The 19,021-nt window shown below is 61.4% G+C and carries 20 protein-coding genes; 11 read left to right on the forward strand and 9 right to left on the reverse strand.

The features are described from left to right. The first annotated feature begins 76 nt into the window (after positions 1–76). From QQL28_RS04880 to QQL28_RS04895, 4 genes are all read left to right on the forward strand, one after another. Positions 77–433, forward strand: coding sequence for a hypothetical protein (locus QQL28_RS04880; protein ID WP_284261728.1), 357 nt, complete (start codon positions 77–79; stop codon positions 431–433). Positions 434–526: 93 nt separating this feature from the next. Beyond that, complete coding sequence (locus tag QQL28_RS04885; RefSeq protein ID WP_284261729.1) at positions 527–877, forward strand: hypothetical protein; 351 nt, start codon at positions 527–529, stop codon at positions 875–877. 152 nt (positions 878–1,029) lie between these two features. After that, the gene (locus tag QQL28_RS04890; protein ID WP_284261731.1) at positions 1,030–1,560 is read left to right on the forward strand and encodes a DUF305 domain-containing protein; all 531 of its coding nucleotides are present in this window, start codon (positions 1,030–1,032) and stop codon (positions 1,558–1,560) included. Position 1,561: 1 nt separating this feature from the next. Next, positions 1,562–3,073 (forward strand): YncE family protein, encoded by a 1,512-nt coding sequence (locus QQL28_RS04895; protein WP_284261733.1) that lies wholly within the window; start codon positions 1,562–1,564, stop codon positions 3,071–3,073. Positions 3,074–3,152: 79 nt separating this feature from the next. Here the strand turns inward: QQL28_RS04895 and QQL28_RS04900 are convergent, their stop codons facing one another. Continuing rightward, positions 3,153–4,031, reverse strand: coding sequence for a LysR family transcriptional regulator (locus QQL28_RS04900; RefSeq protein ID WP_284261734.1), 879 nt, complete (start codon positions 4,029–4,031; stop codon positions 3,153–3,155). Positions 4,032–4,188: 157 nt separating this feature from the next. Between QQL28_RS04900 and QQL28_RS04905 the strand changes: the two genes are divergently transcribed. Beyond that, positions 4,189–4,431, forward strand: coding sequence for a hypothetical protein (locus QQL28_RS04905; RefSeq protein WP_284261738.1), 243 nt, complete (start codon positions 4,189–4,191; stop codon positions 4,429–4,431). A gap of 73 nt (positions 4,432–4,504) precedes the next feature. Continuing rightward, on the forward strand, positions 4,505–5,566 hold the full coding sequence (locus QQL28_RS04910) for an alpha/beta fold hydrolase (protein WP_284261739.1): 1,062 nt from the start codon (positions 4,505–4,507) through the stop codon (positions 5,564–5,566). A gap of 56 nt (positions 5,567–5,622) precedes the next feature. Here QQL28_RS04910 and ampH read toward each other — a convergent pair whose 3' ends face one another. The 7 genes from ampH to QQL28_RS04945 all read right to left on the reverse strand — a co-directional run bounded on the left by ampH (position 5,623) and on the right by QQL28_RS04945 (position 12,896). Next, positions 5,623–6,792 carry a D-alanyl-D-alanine-carboxypeptidase/endopeptidase AmpH gene (gene ampH, locus QQL28_RS04915; RefSeq protein WP_284261741.1) on the reverse strand — a complete coding sequence of 390 codons (1,170 nt, stop codon included), beginning with the start codon at positions 6,790–6,792 and terminating at the stop codon, positions 5,623–5,625. Positions 6,793–7,713: 921 nt separating this feature from the next. Next, positions 7,714–7,896 (reverse strand): hypothetical protein, encoded by a 183-nt coding sequence (locus QQL28_RS04920; protein ID WP_284261743.1) that lies wholly within the window; start codon positions 7,894–7,896, stop codon positions 7,714–7,716. Positions 7,897–8,062: 166 nt separating this feature from the next. Then, positions 8,063–9,145 (reverse strand): branched-chain amino acid ABC transporter permease, encoded by a 1,083-nt coding sequence (locus tag QQL28_RS04925; protein WP_431309576.1) that lies wholly within the window; start codon positions 9,143–9,145, stop codon positions 8,063–8,065. A 9-nt stretch (positions 9,146–9,154) separates the two neighbouring features. Next, complete coding sequence (locus tag QQL28_RS04930; protein ID WP_284261745.1) at positions 9,155–10,024, reverse strand: branched-chain amino acid ABC transporter permease; 870 nt, start codon at positions 10,022–10,024, stop codon at positions 9,155–9,157. Between the two features lie 4 nt (positions 10,025–10,028). Beyond that, the gene (locus QQL28_RS04935; protein ID WP_284261747.1) at positions 10,029–10,727 is read right to left on the reverse strand and encodes an ABC transporter ATP-binding protein; all 699 of its coding nucleotides are present in this window, start codon (positions 10,725–10,727) and stop codon (positions 10,029–10,031) included. 3 nt (positions 10,728–10,730) lie between these two features. Next, a complete protein-coding gene (locus QQL28_RS04940; protein ID WP_284261750.1) occupies positions 10,731–11,447 on the reverse strand; it encodes an ABC transporter ATP-binding protein in 717 nt (238 codons plus the stop codon). Between the two features lie 120 nt (positions 11,448–11,567). Next, on the reverse strand, positions 11,568–12,896 hold the full coding sequence (locus tag QQL28_RS04945) for an ABC transporter substrate-binding protein (RefSeq protein ID WP_284261752.1): 1,329 nt from the start codon (positions 12,894–12,896) through the stop codon (positions 11,568–11,570). Positions 12,897–13,035: 139 nt separating this feature from the next. Here QQL28_RS04945 and QQL28_RS04950 point away from each other — a divergent pair, with 139 nt between their 5' ends. The 5 genes from QQL28_RS04950 to QQL28_RS04970 all read left to right on the forward strand — a co-directional run bounded on the left by QQL28_RS04950 (position 13,036) and on the right by QQL28_RS04970 (position 17,980). Next, on the forward strand, positions 13,036–13,845 hold the full coding sequence (locus QQL28_RS04950) for an IclR family transcriptional regulator domain-containing protein (RefSeq protein WP_284261754.1): 810 nt from the start codon (positions 13,036–13,038) through the stop codon (positions 13,843–13,845). A gap of 107 nt (positions 13,846–13,952) precedes the next feature. Next, positions 13,953–15,542, forward strand: a complete 1,590-nt coding sequence (locus tag QQL28_RS04955) for a 4-hydroxyphenylacetate 3-hydroxylase N-terminal domain-containing protein (protein WP_284261756.1) — start codon at positions 13,953–13,955, stop codon at positions 15,540–15,542. 2 nt (positions 15,543–15,544) lie between these two features. After that, entirely contained in the window at positions 15,545–16,036 is a 492-nt protein-coding gene (locus tag QQL28_RS04960) for a flavin reductase family protein (RefSeq protein WP_284261758.1), read from the forward strand. Between the two features lie 67 nt (positions 16,037–16,103). Continuing rightward, the gene (locus QQL28_RS04965) at positions 16,104–16,493 is read left to right on the forward strand and encodes a cysteine rich repeat-containing protein (protein WP_284261761.1); all 390 of its coding nucleotides are present in this window, start codon (positions 16,104–16,106) and stop codon (positions 16,491–16,493) included. A gap of 215 nt (positions 16,494–16,708) precedes the next feature. After that, positions 16,709–17,980: an MFS transporter gene (locus QQL28_RS04970; protein WP_284261763.1), complete on the forward strand. Its 1,272-nt coding sequence runs from the start codon at positions 16,709–16,711 to the stop codon at positions 17,978–17,980. A gap of 134 nt (positions 17,981–18,114) precedes the next feature. Here the strand turns inward: QQL28_RS04970 and QQL28_RS04975 are convergent, their stop codons facing one another. Next, on the reverse strand, positions 18,115–18,957 hold the full coding sequence (locus QQL28_RS04975) for an alpha/beta fold hydrolase (protein ID WP_284261765.1): 843 nt from the start codon (positions 18,955–18,957) through the stop codon (positions 18,115–18,117). Positions 18,958–19,021: the final 64 nt, after the last annotated feature.

Below are 19,021 nucleotides of genomic sequence, written 5' to 3' on the forward strand. Positions count from 1 at the left end.
TGGAGCGCCAGTGAATTGAACGAGGTCAATTTGGAAGTCGTGGTGGGACGATCTCTAATCCAACAGGGATGTCATCATGAAAAATCTATTTGTAATCACAATTGCCATCGCCGCCATCGGAGGCGCACCGACCAACGAGGCCGGCGCGTGCAACTCGAACCTTCCGACTTTTGAACTGATGGGCTTCCCGATCTCCCCGCACCAGGTCGCGGTGATGGGATCGGCTCATGTCGAGGAGAGCCCGGCTACACCGGAGCTGATGTTGGCCGGTATGCCCGCTTCTCCTCATCAGATTGCGGCCCTCACTCCGCGCTCGAAAGCCGCGAAGATAGTTCAGGCCACGGCTGGCATTCCAGAGCCAACCACCGTTGGCCTAGCGCCACCTGGCTTTGCACCGCGCGCAACTGGCGCTGGGCTTTGCACCGCCGATTGAACACGCCTGAGATCGACTCCACTGCTTCAGGGCCCGACGCGATGGCCTCGAAGCATTCCGTTGAGCCGAGACGAGATTTTCGGAGGCGAAGACATGCCGGCGATGAGGCGGGCGGCGGTTCCGATCTGTCTGCTATTGCTCACGACCGCGACGCTCGCGCGAGATGACGGGCGCTACGCGAATTCCCCACTGAAACCCTGGTTCGAGGGCCTGGAGAGCGAATTCGGAAAGTGCTGCGAGGATTCCGATGCCTACGTGCTCTCCGAACCGGACTGGAAGTCTGATCACGGGCAATATCGCGTTCGCATCGATGGCGAATGGGTTCTGGTGCCGGACGGCGCTCTCCTCAGGCAACCCAACCTCACCGGACGGACGATGGTCTGGAAGCACTATATCGACGGCCATCCCCGTGTCCGCTGTTTCATACCTGGCAGCATGACCTGATGCGTCGGCTCCAGCCTCTGCCCGACCGCGTCACCAGCAGGTCGCCTGTTGGCCCAATGCCGACCTTTTGTTGGCCAAGTGAAACGCGCGGGCATGCTATAACCGTCAGGCCTAAGGCTTAGTCGAGCTCTTCCCAGACCGTGGAGGTTTCGATGCCGGAATCGCGTGGCACAACCTTATTGCCAGCCCTTTGCTTATCAGCAGGCTCGCACCTCGCGGCGATCGCGGTCGGCGCCGTTGCCGCGGCCTATCTGACTATCTATTCAAGCAACCCGCGATCGCTCGCGGATTACATCTCGGCAATCTGCGTGAAGACCTTTGGTTCGGCGCCTGCCGCGGAGGCCCCGTACCTCGCCGAGAATGTCGGCGCGATGACAAAGATGATGATTGACATGGGCATCACGCCGTCGGGCGATGTGGATACCGACTTTGTGGCGATGATGGTGCCGCACCATCAGGGCGCCATTGCGATGGCGCAGGCCGAACTCCGTTACGGACGCAATGAGCCACTCCGGCGCATGGCTCAGGAAATCATCGTCACCCAGCTGCAAGAGATTACCGTGATGCGGTTGTCGCTGGGCCAACCACTGCCGGCGTCGGCACCGTCGCCTCAACAAATCCCGCCCGCAGCAATGAGCGCTCGACAGTCGAGTAGTGCACAACATCTGGCAAAGGGGCAGTGATATGGCACGCAGCTCAATTGTGGCCGTTCTGTTGCTCACGACAGCTCTTGTCGGTACCCGCTACGCCGTCGCCGGTCAGGCGCCGTCCGCCGCTTCGGATCCTGACATCCCCATGAGTCATCAAGATCGCGTCTACTCCGCCGAACAGTACTCGAACACTGTCTCCGTCACCGATCCCGTCGATAACAAGCTCCTTGGCACCATCCGTCTTGGCGATCCGCTGCCGGCCAATCTCAGTCCGCTCTATAAGGGCCAGCTGTTGGTGCACGGCATGGGGTTCTCGCCCGATCATCGCACCATTGCCGTTGTCGCCATCGGCTCGAATGCGGTGAACTTCATCGATACCGCGACCAATGCTGTGAAGCACGTAACCTATGTTGGGCGCTCTCCTCACGAAGCATTCTACACGATGGACGGCAGTGAGGTCTGGGTGGTCGTCCGTGGAGAAAATTATGTCTCCGTGCTTGACGGCAAAACTTACGAGGAGAAGACACGGATTATCGTTCCCAACGGTCCGGGCATGACGATCTTCTCCCCCGACGGCAAATACGGCTATGTCTGCTCTTCCTTTACGCCAGAGACCGAAGTCATCACCGTGGCCGATCACAAGATCGTCGGCAGGGTTCCGCAAGCCAGTCCGTTCTGTCCCAACATCGCCGCAACGCCGGACAGCAAGCAGGTCTGGCTTACGCTGAAAGACAGCGGCAAGACCCAAGTGTTCGATGGGCAACCGCCATTCGCGCTCTTGAAGACCCTCGACACCGGACCGATCACCAACCACGTCAATATCGTGCGCAATGCCAACGGCATGTTTGCCTATGTTACGATTGGCGGGCTCAACGAAATCAAGGTGTTTCGCACTGACAATTTTGAGCAGGTCGCGACGATTCCGGTCGGCAAGTTGCCGCACGGCATCTGGCCATCCGGGGACGGCACGCGAGTCTATGTCGGCCTCGAGAACGAGGATAAGATCGCCGCAATCGATACACTAAAGAACGAAGTGATCGCGACCAGTCCGATCGGTCAGGCGCCGCAAGCGCTCGTGTACGTGCCCGATGCGGTACCCGCGGCGAGCGGTGCCATCAACTCGGCAATGACCAGAATGATGGTCGTCCCCGAAGGCCTCGGGACCAGCAACTTGCAGCCGCTTGGCGTGGCCGGACAATCGGCGCAACTCTGGCTCGCGTCGCCGGAAGCAAAGAAAGAGGAGAGGGCGCCTACCAGCGTTTCGCTATCGGATCAAGGCCTGGTGCAAGTCCTAGAGGCCGCGGTCACCGGGCTCGAGCCGGGGAAGCCATATCTGATTGCCCTTGCGACTGAGCCGTCGGGCACTGGCGCTCTGGAACCTTTGCAGAGCTTCATGACCAACCCTGCTGGAGCAGCCGTCGTGAGTACAATCGGACCAATCCGTCAGTTGGTGCGCGGCGAGGGCAAGATTCCGCGTCGCTACCTGGTCATCCTTCCCGGCACTCCCGATAACCACGGCGCCGCCGTTCAAGTGCAAAGGGAATGAGTCCTTCCGATTTCCAGTCTCGGGCGAGACTCCTTCAAGAGATTCAAAGCCGATACTGTCCCGACAATGAAGGATGGTCCTACATCCGCAAAAAGGCGAATAACGCTCTCTCCGCGTGGCTCGCATAGCGCTCCTTATGTCTCAGAGCGAAAAACGAGCGCGTCGGCAGTTCGATCTTGACGCGATAAAGTGCTCCTGCCGCCAGCGACTGCGCGACGACCAAATCCGAGATGACCGCCGCGCAGTCTCCGGACTCGACAGCCGTACGTACGGCTTCGTTCGACGGTAACTCGAGCTGGACATCGAGGTCCGACAGTTTGAGCCCCCATTTCTTGAGCGCAGCCTCGAACATTGACCTGGTGCCCGAGCCTGGCTCACGCATAATCCACCTTGCTTCTGTGAAAAGCTTTGGTGCAATGCGTGTCTTGCCGATCCATGGATGGCCCGGTCCGACAATCAGGGCCAACGAGTCGCCTTCCATTTTCCGGATGGCTAGCGCTGGATCATCAACCTCGCCTTCAACAAAGCCAAGGTCCGCGTCTCCTCGATACACCGCCTGGGCAACGTTCTCGGTGTTTGCCATTGTCACGTGCAGATCGATGCCCGGGTAGGTCTTCCGAAAAGCTTTGGCGCGTGATGGGAGCCAATAGTTTGCAACGGTCTGGCTCGCCGCCAGGATCAACGAGCCACGCTTGAGGCCAGCCAAATCGTCCAGGACCTGTGCCGCGGCCTTGGCGCGCGTCATGACCTCGCGTGCCTCATTGAGGAAATCTCGGCCGGTCCGGGTCAGCACGATCCCGCGGCCGACACGGTCGAACAGCTTGATTTTGTACCGCGCCTCGAGTGTCGCGATGGCGGCGCTCGTTGCTGACTGAGTCAAATTAAGTCTGCTCGCCGCTTGAGTGACGTGTTGGTTCTCAGCGACTGCGATGAAAATACGAAGCTGCTCCAGGGTCATGGCCCGTCACCTCGCAAGTTTGATCAGCCCGACACCGTCATCTTCGACAAGCGTCTGATCAATCGATTATATCGATTGAAACGATATAAACAATAAGTTGGATAGTTTGATTGGGCGCCTCTAGCTTGGTGGCATCGAAATCGAAAGGAGAAGTCCAATGACCACAATCAAGCTCCTGTCGGCGGCATCAATCGTGATCGCCACGCTCACAACGCCGGCCGCGGCACACGAGAACGCCATGGCCGCGCGACATGTTGCGCTGAAAAGCAATACGAACGCCTACTCCACCACTGATCGCTGGATTTACGGCCATGCCCGCATCGCCGGGGAATCCGATACTGCGCTTCAAACTCAGCCTGGCGGCGTTTGCGACCATGGCGACAATCCGGCGATTTGCTGAGCCAAGCGCATCGGAATCTACCAAGGCCGCCTTCTCGATCGAGATGCGGAGCATCGAAATTTGGAGACTCGTCATGGAAAAGATCAAGACATCCGAGGATGTCGATCATCGTCGCCGCAACTTTGTCGGTGCCGCGGCCTTGGCACTCGCGGCCGCTCAGTTCGGCATGGTCGGCGCGGTAGATGCGCAGCCCGGCAAGGAAAAATTGCCCTCGGTCAAGTCCGGATTGCCTGCTTCGTTCAGCCAGCTGAAGCAGATCGATGCCGGTCTGCTCGATGTCGGCTACGCCGAAGCCGGCCCCGCCGACGGTCCGCCAGTGCTGCTTTTACACGGCTGGCCCTACGACATTCACAGCTTTGTCGATGTCACGCCGCTGTTGGCTTCGGCGGGGTATCGGGTGATCGTGCCATATCTACGCGGCTATGGCACGACGCGCTTTCTCTCCAGCGAGACGTTCCGCAACGGCCAGCCGTCTGCGGTCGCCCTCGATATCATCGCTCTGATGGATGCGCTCAAAATCCAGAAGGCGACCCTGGCCGGATTCGATTGGGGTGCGCGAACCGTCAACATCGTCGCGGCGCTTTGGCCGGAGCGCTGTCAGGCCATGGTGTCTGTGAGCGGCTATCTGATCGGCAGCCAGGAGGAGGGAATGATGCCGCTGCCCCCAAAGGCCGAGTTCGAATGGTGGTATCAATTCTATTTCTCCACGGAACGCGGCCGTGCCGGTTACGACAAGTATCGTCGCGATTTCTCGAAGTTGATCTGGCAGCTCGCCTCGCCAAAGTGGGATTTTGATGACGCCATCTTCGGTCGCAGTGCGAACGCCTTCGACAATCCGGACCATGTCGCGATCGTGATCCACAGTTACCGCTGGCGGCTCGGTCTCGTCCAGGGCGAGCCGCGATATGACGAGCTTGAGAAACGGCTTGCCCGGAAGCCCGCCATCGGCGTGCCCACCATCACGATGGAGGGTGACGCCAATGGCGCTCCGCATCCGGAGCCAGCTGCCTACGTGAAGATGTTTTCGGGCAAATATTCGCACCGAACCATCAAGGGCGGCATCGGGCACAATCTGCCCCAGGAAGCGCCGCAAGCCTTTGCCGAAGCGGTCGTCGACGTCACCTCTGAAGGCTGATCGGCGTGGTGAAGCTGCGGGGCGCGATGAGCCGCAAGGGGCGCGATTGGCGTTTGCTAGCGTGGCGCGAGTTGAGCGATCAACTCGTTGCTCGCGGCCACGGCGGCATTGAAGCCGCCGACATTGAAGGCGTTCATCAGAAAGAATACCGCTACGCCGCGGGTCGGCGCGATCGCAAGATAGGCGAAGTTGCCCTGCAAGCCGCCGCTTTTCTGCAGGATCAACGGTCGATTGCCGGCCGGCATGTTGATGACCCAGCCCAAGCCCATCGCATCCATCGGCCCGGCATCATCCAGGCCGACGACTGACGCAAGCCCGTCGCGATAGAGATAAGCAGCGTGATCGAGCAGTCGCAGCTCGCGGTCGGTCGTCGCGAAACGGTCCAGGTGCCACTTCATCCAACGTGCCATGTCGTTCGCGGTGGTGTGCAGTCCGCCGGCGCATTCGATGCTGGTCGGCGTGTGCGCGGCCGGCATCGGTGATCCGTCGAAATCGTGACCCTGCATGAGGCGCGCCTCATCTCCCGGCCGAGGGTTGAACACCGTGTCCTTCATGCCGAGCGGATCAAGCACGCGCTCCCTGAGGAGGTCGGCATAAGGCTTGCCACCGGCGTTCGCCAGCGCCGCGCCGAGCAGGTCGAAGCCGTAATTTGAGTAGAGGGCGGCAGTGCCCGGTGCAAACAGCAACGGATCTGTCTTCAGGTTTGCGATCTGCGCGTCTTTGGTGTTGGTGCCGAAGGGGTCGTTCGCCGGCCCCTCATTGCGCGGGACTTCACGTGGCAGACCGGACGCCTGCGTCACGAGCTCGATGAGCCGGATTGGATGGCCGGCCCTTTCGGGCAGGGTGATGTTGTAACCCAGTCGATCCTGTAGACGATCGGAGAAGCCCACCCGACCGTCGAGCACCATGCTGGCGAGGACTTCGCCGCAAAACACCTTGCTGACCGAACCGATGCGAAACATCGTGTCGGCATCCGGCTCCTTTCCTCCCTTGTCGTTGATGCTGCCGAACCCGGCGAAAGCCGTCTCGCCGTTGCGAACCGCAACCAGGATGAAGCCGGGCACCCGGCTAGCGAGATACGTCAACGTGCCCGTGAAGTTCACCGCCTCGGTTAGGAGCTTGTCTGCCGCCGCGGCCGCATGGCAGAAAATGATCTGCGCTGCGATGATCGTGGCAATGCCCGCAATGCCCGTCCGTTTTCGCAAGTTGAGCACCATCTTCATCATTCGAGGCCCCAATTCTCTTACGCGCCTTACGGCTAGATATAATACAATACTTCTGCGCTGTTTTGTGCCGCAGGCCGATACGGTGATCCATTAGCAAGGCATTTGGTGCAATGCACTGCGCAAGGTCACGGCGCAATTGGGGATCGGATTTGAGAGTGATGAGATCAAGGCTACGCTTGAGAATCTCGAAGCGGTCCTGTCGAGTTCTGGTTGGTGCTCAACCCCAGGACCGCAAAGCAGTTCGCGATCAATGTTCCCGCGAACCTGCTGACGCTTGCCGATGAATTGATCGAATAGTCTTCCGCGTTGTTGGCTTGATCCTTCTAAGACTTGACAACTGCATCGGTTCGAGTGCGTTGCCGTTAGGATCAGTCGCGCTCGAAGATCTTCGCGCCAGGGTAAACTCGCCGGGCGTACGTCACGACCAGCGCCCGGTCTTGAGTCTCCAGGAAGGGAGTTCGTAACTGACACGACCCGACGACAAGGTGCCACAGGCCATTAAGTCTCTGAATGACGACGCTCATTAGTGTGCTCCTCGAAGAATCTGCATTTCCGCAAACAACTGATTGACGCGACAGTCCTACGAGTTACGCGTCGGGGCAGTGATCCTCATCACATATTGCGGAGCAAACGCGCGCGCGGCACTATTCGATCACCGTTGGATCGCCTGCCTTGCGCTTGTTCGAATATGCTTCAAGCATCGCCTCGAGGATTATGATCGGTAACCAGAACACAAGCATGGCAATTTCCTCCATGGCATGAAAACACTCGGCGCTCAGGGCTCGTTCCTAAAAATAAACATCCGTGTGCCTGGAACGCTTTCGCTTCTTATCAAGCTACCTCGTCGTTCTTCGCTGCCTTGCGGCTGATCGTCAGCCAGCTTTTCGAAGTTGAGAAGTCCCCAATGACCGCGGCTCTACCTCACCGGTCTAGCGCTTCGTAATCATCAGCCAATTCAAGCAGCATCGCAGCAAGACCGCGCTTGCTTGCAGCGGTCACTGAAGATTGGTCGCCTACAAGCTTGTGGCCGGCCTCGATCTCAATGGCGTCCGCGATATACTGCGCTGCCTGCCGTCGATAATCGTCAATCAATTCCTGGAACATCCGCAGCTCCCGGATTCAAGTGAGCGCCCCATCTTGCTCGCGATCGCGCCGATATCAACCGCATCATTGCAGCATCCACCGAAATTGAAAGGAAGCGCGTCGAGAGTCTCTGCGCAGCAACACTAGGAACTACGGAGCAGCTCTTTGCGACGATCAAGTGCCGGCGTCATCCCTGACTGCGATCCTCGTTTACCACCAGCCGGCGCCGCGTCGGGAACAGCGTCAGGTCGTAACGTTCTGAGACGAGGCCCCAGAGGCCGCGCGGGGCGAACAGCATGACGAGAATGCCGAGCGTGCCCAGCAGGATCAGATACCAGGCGCCGAAATCGGCGAGATAGCGCTGCATCAGATAGAAGATGATGGCGCCGATCACCGGGCCTTCGATCGTGCCGATGCCGCCGATTACGACGATGAAGAGGACGTAGGCGGTCCAGTCGAGCACGGAGAAGGCGGCATCCGGTGAGATGCGCGCCTTCTGGAGATAGATCAGCGCGCCGACCATGCCGGTCATCGCGGCGGTCGCGACATAGACGGCGAGCTTGATGCGGTCGATGTCAACGCCGAGGCTCGCGGCAGCGGCCTCGCGGTCGCGGATCGCGCCCAGCGCAAGGCCGCGGCGCGAGCGCAGCACGAGATAGACGAAGGCGAGCGTGCCGGCCATCAGGGCCAGCGCCAGCCAGTAGGAGGCGATGTCGCGCGCGGCCGGCGTGCGCACATCGAGCGCCGTCTTGATCCACTCGATGCCGGGCACGGAGGAGGTGACGGAGGGGGAGAGCGAGGTGCCCGTGCCGCCGCCGAGCGCCTTCACTTGCGCGAAGACCAGGCGATAGACCTCGGCCACGACCCAGGTGCCGATCGCGAAATAGGCGCCGCGCAGGCGAAAAACGATCAGCGCGGTCGGCAAGGCTAGTGCCGCCGACACAATGCCCGCAACGGGAATCGCGAGCAGGGGATTGGCGCCGCCGATGAGCGTCAGCGCGAACAGGACATAGCCGCCGAGGCCAACGAAAGCCTGCTGGCCGACCGAGATCAGGCCGGCATAGCCCGCGAGCAGGTTCCAGCACTGCGCCAGCGCCAGCATATAGAACAGGAAGATCAGGTCCTGGATGAGAGTGCGGCCGGCGAATACGGGCAGCAGCACCAGCATGAGCAGGACGATGCAGGCGATGATCGCAGAGGTGCGCGACAGGCGATCGGCGGTTTCGATGCGAAACACCCGCGTTGGCCTCGCTGCGCCGGCATCCATCATCGGGGCCCCTCAATCGACCGCGCGCGGAAACAGGCCGCGCGGCCTGATCGCCAGCACCACGAGGAAGGCGAGGTGACCCGACAGGATCTGCCATTCCGGATCGATCCGCGCGCCGATGGTCTGGGCGAGGCCGAGCACGATACCGCCGGCGAGCGTGCCCCAGAAGCTGCCGAGCCCACCGATGATCACGGCCTCGAAGGCGTAGAGCAGTCGCGCCGGGCCGATGGTGGGATCGAAATTGGCCCGCAGGCCCAGATAGAGCGCCGCAATCGCGATCACGACGAAGGCAATGCCCATCGCGATCGCAAAGGTGCGGTTGACGTCGATCCCCATCAGCTGCGCTACGTCGAGATCGTCGGAGGTTGCGCGGAAGGCGCGGCCGATCGCGGTGCGATAGAAGATGATGTTGAGGAGCACGATCACCGCGATGGCGGAGGCGAGCGTCAGCAACGGCACGACGCCCACCGCGATGTCGCCGCCGAGTGAGATCGACGCCGTCTCGATCGCGCCGGAGCGCAGGCGGCGGCTGTCGGCGGAGAACATCTGCAACAGCCCGTTCTGGATGATGATCGACAGGCCGAAGGTGACGAGCAGCGGCGGCAGGAGGTCGCGTCCGAGCGCCCGGTTCAACAACACGTGCTGAAGCGCAAAGCCGATCGCAAACAGGATCGGAGCTGCGAGGAGGACCGCTACGAAGGGATCGAGGCCGAGCCTCTCGGCCACCACGAAAATGGCGAAGGCGGCGAGCACGATGAGATCGCCATGGGCGAGATTGACCAGCCGCATCACGCCGAACATCAGCGAGAGCCCGGTGGCGAACAGGGCGTAGAGGCCGCCGAGCAAAATGCCCTGGATGATCGCGTCGAGAAAGCCGGTCATCGCATCAACCAAAATAAGCGCGGTGGATCTGATCGCGCGAGAGCGCGCGGGGACGGCCCTCGAGGGAGACGCGGCCTTCCTGGAAGCAGTAGACGCGATCGGCGGCCTTCATCGCCTGCACGATGTCCTGCTCGACCAGCACGACGCTGGTGCCTTCGGCCTTGATCTGCGGCAGGGCTGCATAGATGTCGGCAATGACGATCGGCGCAAGCCCGAGGCTGATCTCGTCGCACAAGAGCACGCGGGGATTGGACATCAGCGCGCGGCCGATCGCGGCCATCTGCTGCTGGCCGCCGGACAGGAGCGGTGCGGCCGAACTGCGCCGCTCCTTCAGCACCGGGAATAGGGCATAGACGCGGTCGAGCGTCCAGGGGGCGGCGAGCTTACGACTGTGGCCCCCGATCAGGAGATTCTCCTCCACGGTGAGCGAGGGAAACAGCCGCCGTCCTTCAGGCACCAGCGCAACGCCTAGCCTGACGATGTCGGCGGCACGCTTGGCGCCGATCGGCAGGCCGTCGAGCAGCACGCTGTCGGCGGGACCTTCGATGAGGCCCGCGATCGCCTTCAGGAAGGTCGACTTGCCTGCGCCGTTGGCGCCGATGATCGCAATGGTCTCGCTCGCCTCGAGGCTGGTGTCGATGCCATACAACGCCTGGAAGTCGCCGTAGAAGGCGGTGAGCTTCTGTGTCCTGAGCAGCGGCATGCCTCACGCCTCGATGCCGATATAGATCTGATGCACGTCGGGCCGTTGCATGACCTCTTTCGGCGCGCCTTCCGCGATCTTGCGCCCGAAATTGAGCACGACCAAGCGGTCGATCACGGCGAAGAGCGCATGCACGACGTGCTCGATCCACAGGATCGCAACGCCGGTCTTGCGAATGTCGCCGATGGTCGCGACGAGCTCGGCGCATTCGCCGTCGGTCAGGCCGCCGGCGATCTCGTCGAGCAGCACGAGTTTTGGCGCCGTCGCCAGCGCGCGCGCCATTTCCAGCCGCTTGCGCTCGAGCAGCGTCAATGAGCCCGCAAGCGCATTGGCGCACTTCAACAGGCCAAGCTGGTCGAGGATCTCGCCGCAGGCTTGCACGGCTTCGGTTTCCGTCTTGCGGCGGCCATGGACCGCGCCGACGAGCAGGTTCTCGAACACGGTGAGATTCTCGAACGGCTGCGGAATCTGGTACGTGCGGCCGATGCCGGCGCGGCAGCGGCCTTGTGGCGGCAGCCCGGCGAGATCGCTTCCGTCGAAGCGGATGTGGCCCGCGCTCGGCGACAGGCCGCCGGCGATCAGGTTGAACAGCGTGGTCTTGCCGGCGCCGTTCGGCCCGATGATGCCGACGGCCTCGGAAGCTGCGATCGTCAGGTCGAGATCGTCAGCAACGACGATCGACCCAAAACTCTTCCTGAGGCCGGCGACTTCCAGCAGCATGGCTTGTCAACGCTCATAGTGTTTTCCAGCGAGGTGGAGTCCGGATCGCGTGAAGAAAACGCGTCACACCAAGAATCTGGAGCCCCGTTCCGATGCAATCGGAACGGGGCTCCAGTGCGATCAGGCAATCGGCTCCATCTTGCCGGCGACCGGAATGGCCGACGCGGTCCGGTTGTCCGTCACGACGATGTCGTATTTGCCGTCCTTGAACCGCCACTGGCCGCCGACGAGCGGCGTCTTGGCGACATTCTTGGCGGCAAACGGCGGCAAATCCGCAGATCCCCACTGTACCCTGCCGACGACGGTGTCGAGATTGGTCGCGGCAATCGTCGTTGCGATCGCCTTGCCGTCGCGATCGGGCGCGCGCTTCAGCACATCGACCGCGACCTCGAACAGCGCGTGGACGAAGCCGATCGGCTGCGTCCACTGCTTCTTGGTCGCGCCCTCATAGGCCGTGGCGAGATCCTTCGCGCTCATGCCGGTGAGCGAGGATTTGAACGGATGGTTCGGCGTCCACCAGACTTCCGAGGAGAGGTTGTGGCCGTCCTTGCCGAGCGCCTCGACGGCAACCGGAAAGAGGATCGCCTTGCCGACGGAAGCGACCTTCGGCTTGAAGCCTTGCTGGAGCGCCTGCTTCCAGAAGGTGGTGAAATCCGGCGGCAGCACCACGCCGGTGATAATCTCGCAATTGGCCGCCTTGAACGCGCCGATCTGCGCCGAAAAGTTGTCTGTGAGATTCTGGTAGCGGCCGGGATCGGTGAGCTTGTAGCCGCCTTTCTCGAGCACCGGCGGGAAGCCAACGACCTTGTCGCCCCAGGCATTGCCGTCGCCGTCGTTGGGGAAGAGACCGCCGACGGATTTGTTGGTCGCGACTTGGCTCCACATGTTGGTGAAGACGGCGATGACGTCCTCGAGCCCCCAGAAGAAGTGATAGGTGTAGTTGAAGCCTTTCCACGCCGGCGGGCCACCGCCGGGATTGGCCTGACGGCCGATGAACCAGGGCTGCCACGGCGCGACCGTGGAGATGCACGGCACTTCCTCGATCTCGCATTGGGTCGAGACCGGATTGGTGGTCTCCGGCGTCGATGCCACCAGCATCAGATCGACCTTGTCCTGGACGATGAGATCCTTGGCGACCTCCGCCGCGCGGTTCGGATTGGACTGGCTGTCCTTGACCACCACTTCGACGGGCACGGTGGTGTTGCCGAGCTTGATGCCGGCCTTGGTGGCCTCCTTGAAATTGGCGAGGATGAAATTGTCGGCCTCGGCAAAGGCGGCGAGGGGACCGGTGAGCGGCGAGACGTAGCCGAGCTTGATCGCGCGCGTTTGCGCGATTGCCGGCGACTTCAATCCGACCGAGAGCGCGGCGCCGGTTGCGGCGGAGTATTTCAGGAGCGTGCGGCGGTCGATGGAATGACAATCAGTCGAGCTGATCTTGCGGCAGGTCATCTGCGCGTCCTCCCCTCTGGATGCGCCGGATTCTCAAGCGTCAATCGATTGACACACGGGCCGGCGTTCGATATTCGAACATAAGTTCGTAATTCGACCAGTTTCCGCCAGCGCCCCGATGGAGTCAACAGGCCGCGTCATGTCGCAAGCATCCGAGCGCCACAAGGGCGAGCCGGGGCATCGCAAGGGCGAGCCCGACGACAAGGAGTTCATGACGACGCTCGCCAAGGGGCTGGCGGTGCTCGGCGCGTTCGGCCGTCAGCGGCCGACCATGACGCTGTCGGAAGCGGCAGTGGTCGCCGATCTCTCGCGCGCCACCGCACGGCGCGTGCTGCGCACGCTCACCCAGCTCGGTTATGTCGTGCAGGACGGCCGGACCTTTGCGCTGTCGCCGCAGATCCTGGATCTCGGCTTTGCGTACCTGTCGACGCAGAGCTGGATCGACCGCGCGCTGCCCTTGATGCGTGAGCTCAGCGAGCGTCTCGGCGAATCCTGCTCGGCCGCGATACTGCAAGGCAACGACATCGTCTATGTCGCGCGCGTGCCCGCAAGGCGCATTATGTCGGCAGCGCTGTCGGTCGGAAGCCGGCTGCCGGCACTGCACACGGCGCTGGGCCGCGTTCTGTTCGGCTATCTCGACGAGGCCGAGATCTGGCGGCGGCTGATGTCGCAGCGGATCGAGGCGTATACGCCGCAGACCATCACGGACCCGCAGGCGCTGTTCGACCGCATCCGCGCCGACCGCGCGCAAAAGTTCTCCATCGTCGACGAGGAGCTCGAGCGCGGCCTGCGCGCGCTCGCCGTGCCGGTGCTCGATCGCAGCGGCCAGGTCGTCGGCGCCATCAACCTGTCGACGCACTCGACGCGAACCACCCGCAATGAAATGCGCGAGCATTTCCTGCCCGAGCTCAATCGCATCAGCGAGCAGGTCTCCGCGATGACCGTCTGAGACGAGCCCGGCTCTTGCCATGGAGGCGCGCCGGCCGTATCGTCGCATCAAGTTCGAAATACGGACACTAGTTCGATTATCGAACGCATTGCAGGGGAGATCGCGCGATGGCAGGCAAGACGCAGGCTGCGATGGCAATTCCGCCGGAGCACACCGGTAACGTCAAAGTCACGCGTCCGCAGACGGGCGCGGAATATCTGGACTCGCTGCGCGATGATCGCGCCGTCTACATCTATGGCGAGCGGGTGAAGGACGTCACCGAGCACCCGGCCTTCCGCAACACTGCGCGCATGACCGCCCGGCTCTACGACGCGCTTCACGACGACAAGCGCAAGGACAAGCTCCTGCTGCCGACCGACACCGGTAATGGCGGCATGACGCACGCCTTCTTCAAGGCGCCGAAGACGATGGACGATCTTCTCGCCGGTCGCAGCGCGATCGCCGAATGGGCGAAGATCACCTATGGCTGGATGGGCAGGGCGCCGGACTACAAGGCTGCCTTCCTCGCGACGCTCGGCGCCAACTCCGACTTCTACGAGCCGTACCAGGAGAACGCAAAACGCTGGTACAAATTCAGCCAGGAGCGCGTGCCGTTCGTCAATCACGCCATCATCCATCCCCCGATCGATCGCGGCCGTCCCGCCAATGAGGTCGGCGACGTCTGCGTTCACGTTGAAAAGGAAACCGATGCAGGCATCATCGTGTCCGGCGCCAAGGTGGTCGCGACCGGATCGGTGCTGACCAACTACACGTTCGTGGCGCACCACGGCCAGCTGCCGCTGCAGGACAAGAAATTCGCCGTCGTCTTCATACTCCCGACCAACGCGAAGGGCGTGAAGTTTCTTTGCCGCACCTCGTATGAGATGACCTCGACCGTCATGGGCAGTCCGTTCGATTACCCGCTGTCGAGCCGCATCGACGAGAACGACGCTGTGTTCATCCTCGACAAGGTGCTCGTCCCCTGGGAGAACGTCTTCGTCTACGCCGACATCGAAAAGGCCAACAACTTCTTCCCGCGCACCGGGTTCTTGTCGCGTTTTGTCGTGCACGGCTGCACGCGGCTCGCCGTGAAACTCGACTTCATCACCGGCCTGCTGCTCAAAGCCGTAGAGGCCATGGGCAGCAAGGATTTTCGCGGCGTGCAGGTGAACATCGGCGAGATCATTGCGTGGCGCAATTTGTTTTGGGGGCTGAGCGACGCCATGGTGCGCGATCCCAAGCCCTGGATTGGCGACTACGTCCAGCCCAACGCTGATCCCGGTAACGCCTACCAGGTGCTCTCGACCATTGCCTATACCAAGATCAAATATCTGATCGAGCAGATCGTTGCCTCCGGACTGATCTATCTCAACAGCCACTCCCGTGATTTCAAGAATCCCGAGATCAGGCCCTACATCGATCAGTACATGCGGGGCTCCAACGGCTACAAGGCCGAAGAGCGGGTCAAGCTGATGAAGCTGTTGTGGGACACCCTCGGCACGGAGTTCGGCGGTCGCCACGAACTTTATGAGATCAACTATGGCGGCGCCACCGAGCAGATCCGGCTGTTCAACTATTGGGGGGCACTGGCGTCCGGCAATGCCGACCGCTTCAAGGGCTTTGCCGAGGACTGCATGGCCGAATACGACCTCGACGGCTGGAAGGTGCCCGACCTCACCGATCCCGGCGAGCTCAGCTATCACATGCTGCGAAAGTGAAGATGATGCTGAGCCCCACCGCCATCGATTCCAAACGCTTCCGGTCGGTGATGTCTACATTCCCGACCGGCGTCGCGATCATCGCGACCGAATGGAACGGCGAGCTGTTCGGCGCGACGATCAACTCGCTGACCTCGGTGTCGCTCGATCCCTGCATGCTGCTGTTCTGCACCAACGAGGGCAGTTCGACGGGAGCGGCGATCCGGCAGCGTGGCCTGTTCTCGGTGAACATCCTGGGCCAGCATCAATCCGACCTGTCCCACCGTTTCACCGGGCAAGTGAAGAACCGATTCGAGGATCTCGCCGTCGCGTTCAGCGCCGATGGTCTGCCGCTGCTGCAAGGCGCCGCGGCCCGGCTCTGCTGCCGCGTTGCGACCACCCACAAGGCAGGCGACCACGACATCATTCTCGGCGAGGTGCTCACGGGCGATGAGTCCGCGTGCAGCCCGCTGGTGTTTCACAAGGGCAGCTACGGGAGCTTTCAGCGGGCTTGAGTGGAATGGCGATCGACGTAGGATATGGTCCTATCCGGGCTGAGGGCATCAAGCTGAGGGCATCAAAATGGCAGGAATCCGACCCGGGCTCGTCATTGTGATAGCGCTGTTGCTGTCAGATTCCATCGCGCTAGCGCAGCAGGCTGGCCCGCCTTGCACCGGCGACATCAAGACGCTGTGCGCGGGCGTTTCACCCGGTGAAGGCCGGATCAAGGCTTGCATAAAGTCTCATCTGAACGACGTGTCGGAGTCCTGCCGGGACCGCCTGCTCACGGTGGCGGTGACCGGAAAGATCTGCAAAGCCGATGTCGCGAAACTATGTGCCGGTATTGCGCCTGGGACCGGCGGCATCAGGCAGTGCATCAAATCGCACGTTGCAGAGCTGAGCGAGCCTTGCAGGGATGCGATGTCCGGGGCTGCAGCGGGCAAGAAGCTCCTGGGAGGCGGGGACCTCTAGTCAGTATCAATCCGGGCGCTATGGCGGGTTTCAACGCGCCTGACCCGTGCCGTCTGGACGATCAGCGCGAGCCCGGCGGACTGATCCGGTGCTCCGCGCGTCGCGCAGGCATCAAAACTGCTTGTCAAGCCATCGAAATAACGCTGGAAGCACAATAGACAGGGGCGGGGTCCGCCATCGCACGTCCTCACCTTTCTGCTTTCCGAATGAATGTCATGACTGAACAAACCCTGACGGAGCCGGTCGACCAGCGGCAAGAGCTCTCCCGCGGCTTTTCGCGCTACCAGTCGATCCTTGTTGCGCTGCTGGCGCTGGTCCAGTTCACGATCATCATCGATTTCATGATCATGTCGCCACTCGGCGCCATCATCATGCCGGCGCTCGATATTTCGGCCGGACAATTCGGGGTGGCGGTCTCGGCCTACGCATTCAGCGCCGGAATTTCCGGCATCCTGGCGGCCGGCTTTGCCGATCGGTTCGATCGCAAATGGATGCTTTTGTTTTTCTATCTGGGCTTCACCCTTGGAACGGCGCTTTGCGCGATCGCTCCCAACTATCACGTGCTGCTGCTGGGGCGGATCGTGACAGGCTTGTTCGGCGGTGTGATCGGCTCCGTTGTGCTCGCCATCGTGACCGATCTCTTTGCGCTGCAATTGCGCGGCCGCGTCATGGGCTTCGTGCAAACCGCCTTCGCCGCAAGCCAGGTGCTCGGCATCCCGGCCGGTCTTTTCCTCTCCAACCATTGGAACTGGCACGTCGCGTTCGGCGCATTGGTCGGCCTGTCGATTGCCGGCATGCTCGCCGTGCTGTTCCTGATGAAGCCGGTCAATGGCCATCTTCTGCTGAAGCAGGACAAGAACCCGTTCCGGCATCTGATCGCGACGGTCGCACAGCCCCGTTATTGGACGGCATTCGCGCTGACGACGCTGCTGGCGACCGGCGGCTACATGCTGATGCCGTTCGGCAGCGCCTACACCGTGCACAATCTCGGCATCGACATCATTCATCTGCCGACGATCTATCTCGTCTCCGGCCTGTTCAGTATCGTCATCGGACCGCTGGTGGGTCGCGCGAGCGACGCTTTTGGCAAATACCCCACCTTTGCTTTCGGCAGCGCCATGTCCATCGTCATGGTGCTGATCTACACGCATCTCGGTCAGGTGAGTCTGTCGGTCGCGATCCTGGTCAACGTCTTGCTGTTCGTCGGCATCTTTTCACGCATGATCCCGTCGCAGGCATTGATGTCCGCAATCCCCGAGCCCGGACAACGCGGCTCCTTCAGCGCGATCGGCGCGTCCCTGCAACAACTCTCCGGCGGGCTCGGCTCCGTGCTCGCCGCCGCGCTCATCGCACAGAATGCCGACGGTTCGCTCCGGCATTTCGACCGGCTGGGATACGTCGTCGTGACGACGGCGGTGATCTCCTTGATCGTGATGTATTTCGTGCAGAGGCCGATCGCGGCCCAGGCCGGCAAACGCGTCGTTTGAGGCGTCGGTTCCGACGCCTGGAAAGATGCCAATCGGGCGACTGTGGGCTCGAACACGTTTGGACGCGGCTCATACCGCGCATAGATCGTGGATCACGCGTGCGAGCCGTCAGCTGTTTGTCACGCACTTCGCCTTCAGGCGGCTCGTTGCGCCTCTTTGCGTTCGATGAAGGCGAGGAGATCCTGATTGATCTTGTCTTTTTCGGTCGTGCACATGCCGTGCGGCGCACCTTTATAGGTCTTCAGCTCGGCATTCTTCACCAATTTGACCGACAGCATCGCTGAATCTGCGATCGGTACGATCTGATCGTCATCACCGTGCAAGATCAGCGTTGGTACGTCGATTTTCTTTAGATCCTCGGTCATATCCGATTCCGAGAACGCCTTGATGCAGAAATAGCTGGCCGGCATGCCAGCCATCATGCCCTGCAACCAGAATGACTCTCGCACGCCCTCGGAAATTTGGGCGCCTGGTCGGTTGTAGCCATAGAACGGGATGCTGAGGTTCTTCCAGAACTGCGAGCGATCGGCAAGAACGCTAGCCCTGAGCTGGTCAAAGACCTCGATAGGCGAGCCGGCGGGATTAGTCGCGCTTTTGAGCATGACCGGTGGTACCGCACCAATGAGGACAACCTTGGCGACGCGTTTGGTGCCGTGACGTCCGATATAGCGTGCGACTTCGCCCCCTCCAGTCGAATGGCCTACATGAATCACGCTCTTTAAATTGAGCTTCTTGACGAGTTCCGCCAAATCGTCGGCATAGGTGTCCATGTCGTTGCCTAGCCAGGGCTGATCGGAGCGGCCATGCCCGCGGCGGTCATGGGCAATGACGCGATATCCGTGCGAGGCCAGGAAAAACATCTGGTCCTCGAAGGCATCGGCGTTAAGCGGCCAGCCATGGCTGAAAACGATCGGCTGACCTTTGCCCCAGTCCTTATAGTAAATCTGCGTGCCATCCTTGGTGATGAGAATACTCATGGCATGATCTCCTTCCAAGCTCCGCCAGAAATATCCGAAATTGTGGTTCTGCTGGGATCTCCAG

Source organism: Bradyrhizobium iriomotense (genome assembly GCF_030160715.1).
GTDB classification, from domain to species: domain Bacteria; phylum Pseudomonadota; class Alphaproteobacteria; order Rhizobiales; family Xanthobacteraceae; genus Bradyrhizobium; species Bradyrhizobium iriomotense.

Bases quoted from the DNA above. Each gene is read 5' to 3' on its own strand.
- QQL28_RS04950 (WP_284261754.1), top strand. From the start codon at position 13,036: ATGTCGCAAGCATCCGAGCGCCACAAGGGCGAGCCGGGGCATCGCAAG.
- QQL28_RS04900 (WP_284261734.1), bottom strand. From the start codon at position 4,031: ATGACCCTGGAGCAGCTTCGTATTTTCATCGCAGTCGCTGAGAACCAA.
- QQL28_RS04955 (WP_284261756.1), top strand. From the start codon at position 13,953: ATGGCAGGCAAGACGCAGGCTGCGATGGCAATTCCGCCGGAGCACACC.
- QQL28_RS04880 (WP_284261728.1), top strand. From the start codon at position 77: ATGAAAAATCTATTTGTAATCACAATTGCCATCGCCGCCATCGGAGGC.
- ampH (WP_284261741.1), bottom strand. From the start codon at position 6,792: ATGATGAAGATGGTGCTCAACTTGCGAAAACGGACGGGCATTGCGGGC.
- QQL28_RS04940 (WP_284261750.1), bottom strand. From the start codon at position 11,447: ATGCTGCTGGAAGTCGCCGGCCTCAGGAAGAGTTTTGGGTCGATCGTC.
- QQL28_RS04935 (WP_284261747.1), bottom strand. From the start codon at position 10,727: ATGCCGCTGCTCAGGACACAGAAGCTCACCGCCTTCTACGGCGACTTC.
- QQL28_RS04930 (WP_284261745.1), bottom strand. From the start codon at position 10,024: ATGACCGGCTTTCTCGACGCGATCATCCAGGGCATTTTGCTCGGCGGC.
- QQL28_RS04975 (WP_284261765.1), bottom strand. From the start codon at position 18,957: ATGAGTATTCTCATCACCAAGGATGGCACGCAGATTTACTATAAGGAC.
- QQL28_RS04920 (WP_284261743.1), bottom strand. From the start codon at position 7,896: ATGTTCCAGGAATTGATTGACGATTATCGACGGCAGGCAGCGCAGTAT.
- QQL28_RS04885 (WP_284261729.1), top strand. From the start codon at position 527: ATGCCGGCGATGAGGCGGGCGGCGGTTCCGATCTGTCTGCTATTGCTC.
- QQL28_RS04905 (WP_284261738.1), top strand. From the start codon at position 4,189: ATGACCACAATCAAGCTCCTGTCGGCGGCATCAATCGTGATCGCCACG.
- QQL28_RS04965 (WP_284261761.1), top strand. From the start codon at position 16,104: ATGGCAGGAATCCGACCCGGGCTCGTCATTGTGATAGCGCTGTTGCTG.
- QQL28_RS04890 (WP_284261731.1), top strand. From the start codon at position 1,030: ATGCCGGAATCGCGTGGCACAACCTTATTGCCAGCCCTTTGCTTATCA.
- QQL28_RS04895 (WP_284261733.1), top strand. From the start codon at position 1,562: ATGGCACGCAGCTCAATTGTGGCCGTTCTGTTGCTCACGACAGCTCTT.
- QQL28_RS04960 (WP_284261758.1), top strand. From the start codon at position 15,545: ATGATGCTGAGCCCCACCGCCATCGATTCCAAACGCTTCCGGTCGGTG.
- QQL28_RS04910 (WP_284261739.1), top strand. From the start codon at position 4,505: ATGGAAAAGATCAAGACATCCGAGGATGTCGATCATCGTCGCCGCAAC.
- QQL28_RS04925 (WP_431309576.1), bottom strand. From the start codon at position 9,145: ATGATGGATGCCGGCGCAGCGAGGCCAACGCGGGTGTTTCGCATCGAA.
- QQL28_RS04945 (WP_284261752.1), bottom strand. From the start codon at position 12,896: ATGACCTGCCGCAAGATCAGCTCGACTGATTGTCATTCCATCGACCGC.
- QQL28_RS04970 (WP_284261763.1), top strand. From the start codon at position 16,709: ATGACTGAACAAACCCTGACGGAGCCGGTCGACCAGCGGCAAGAGCTC.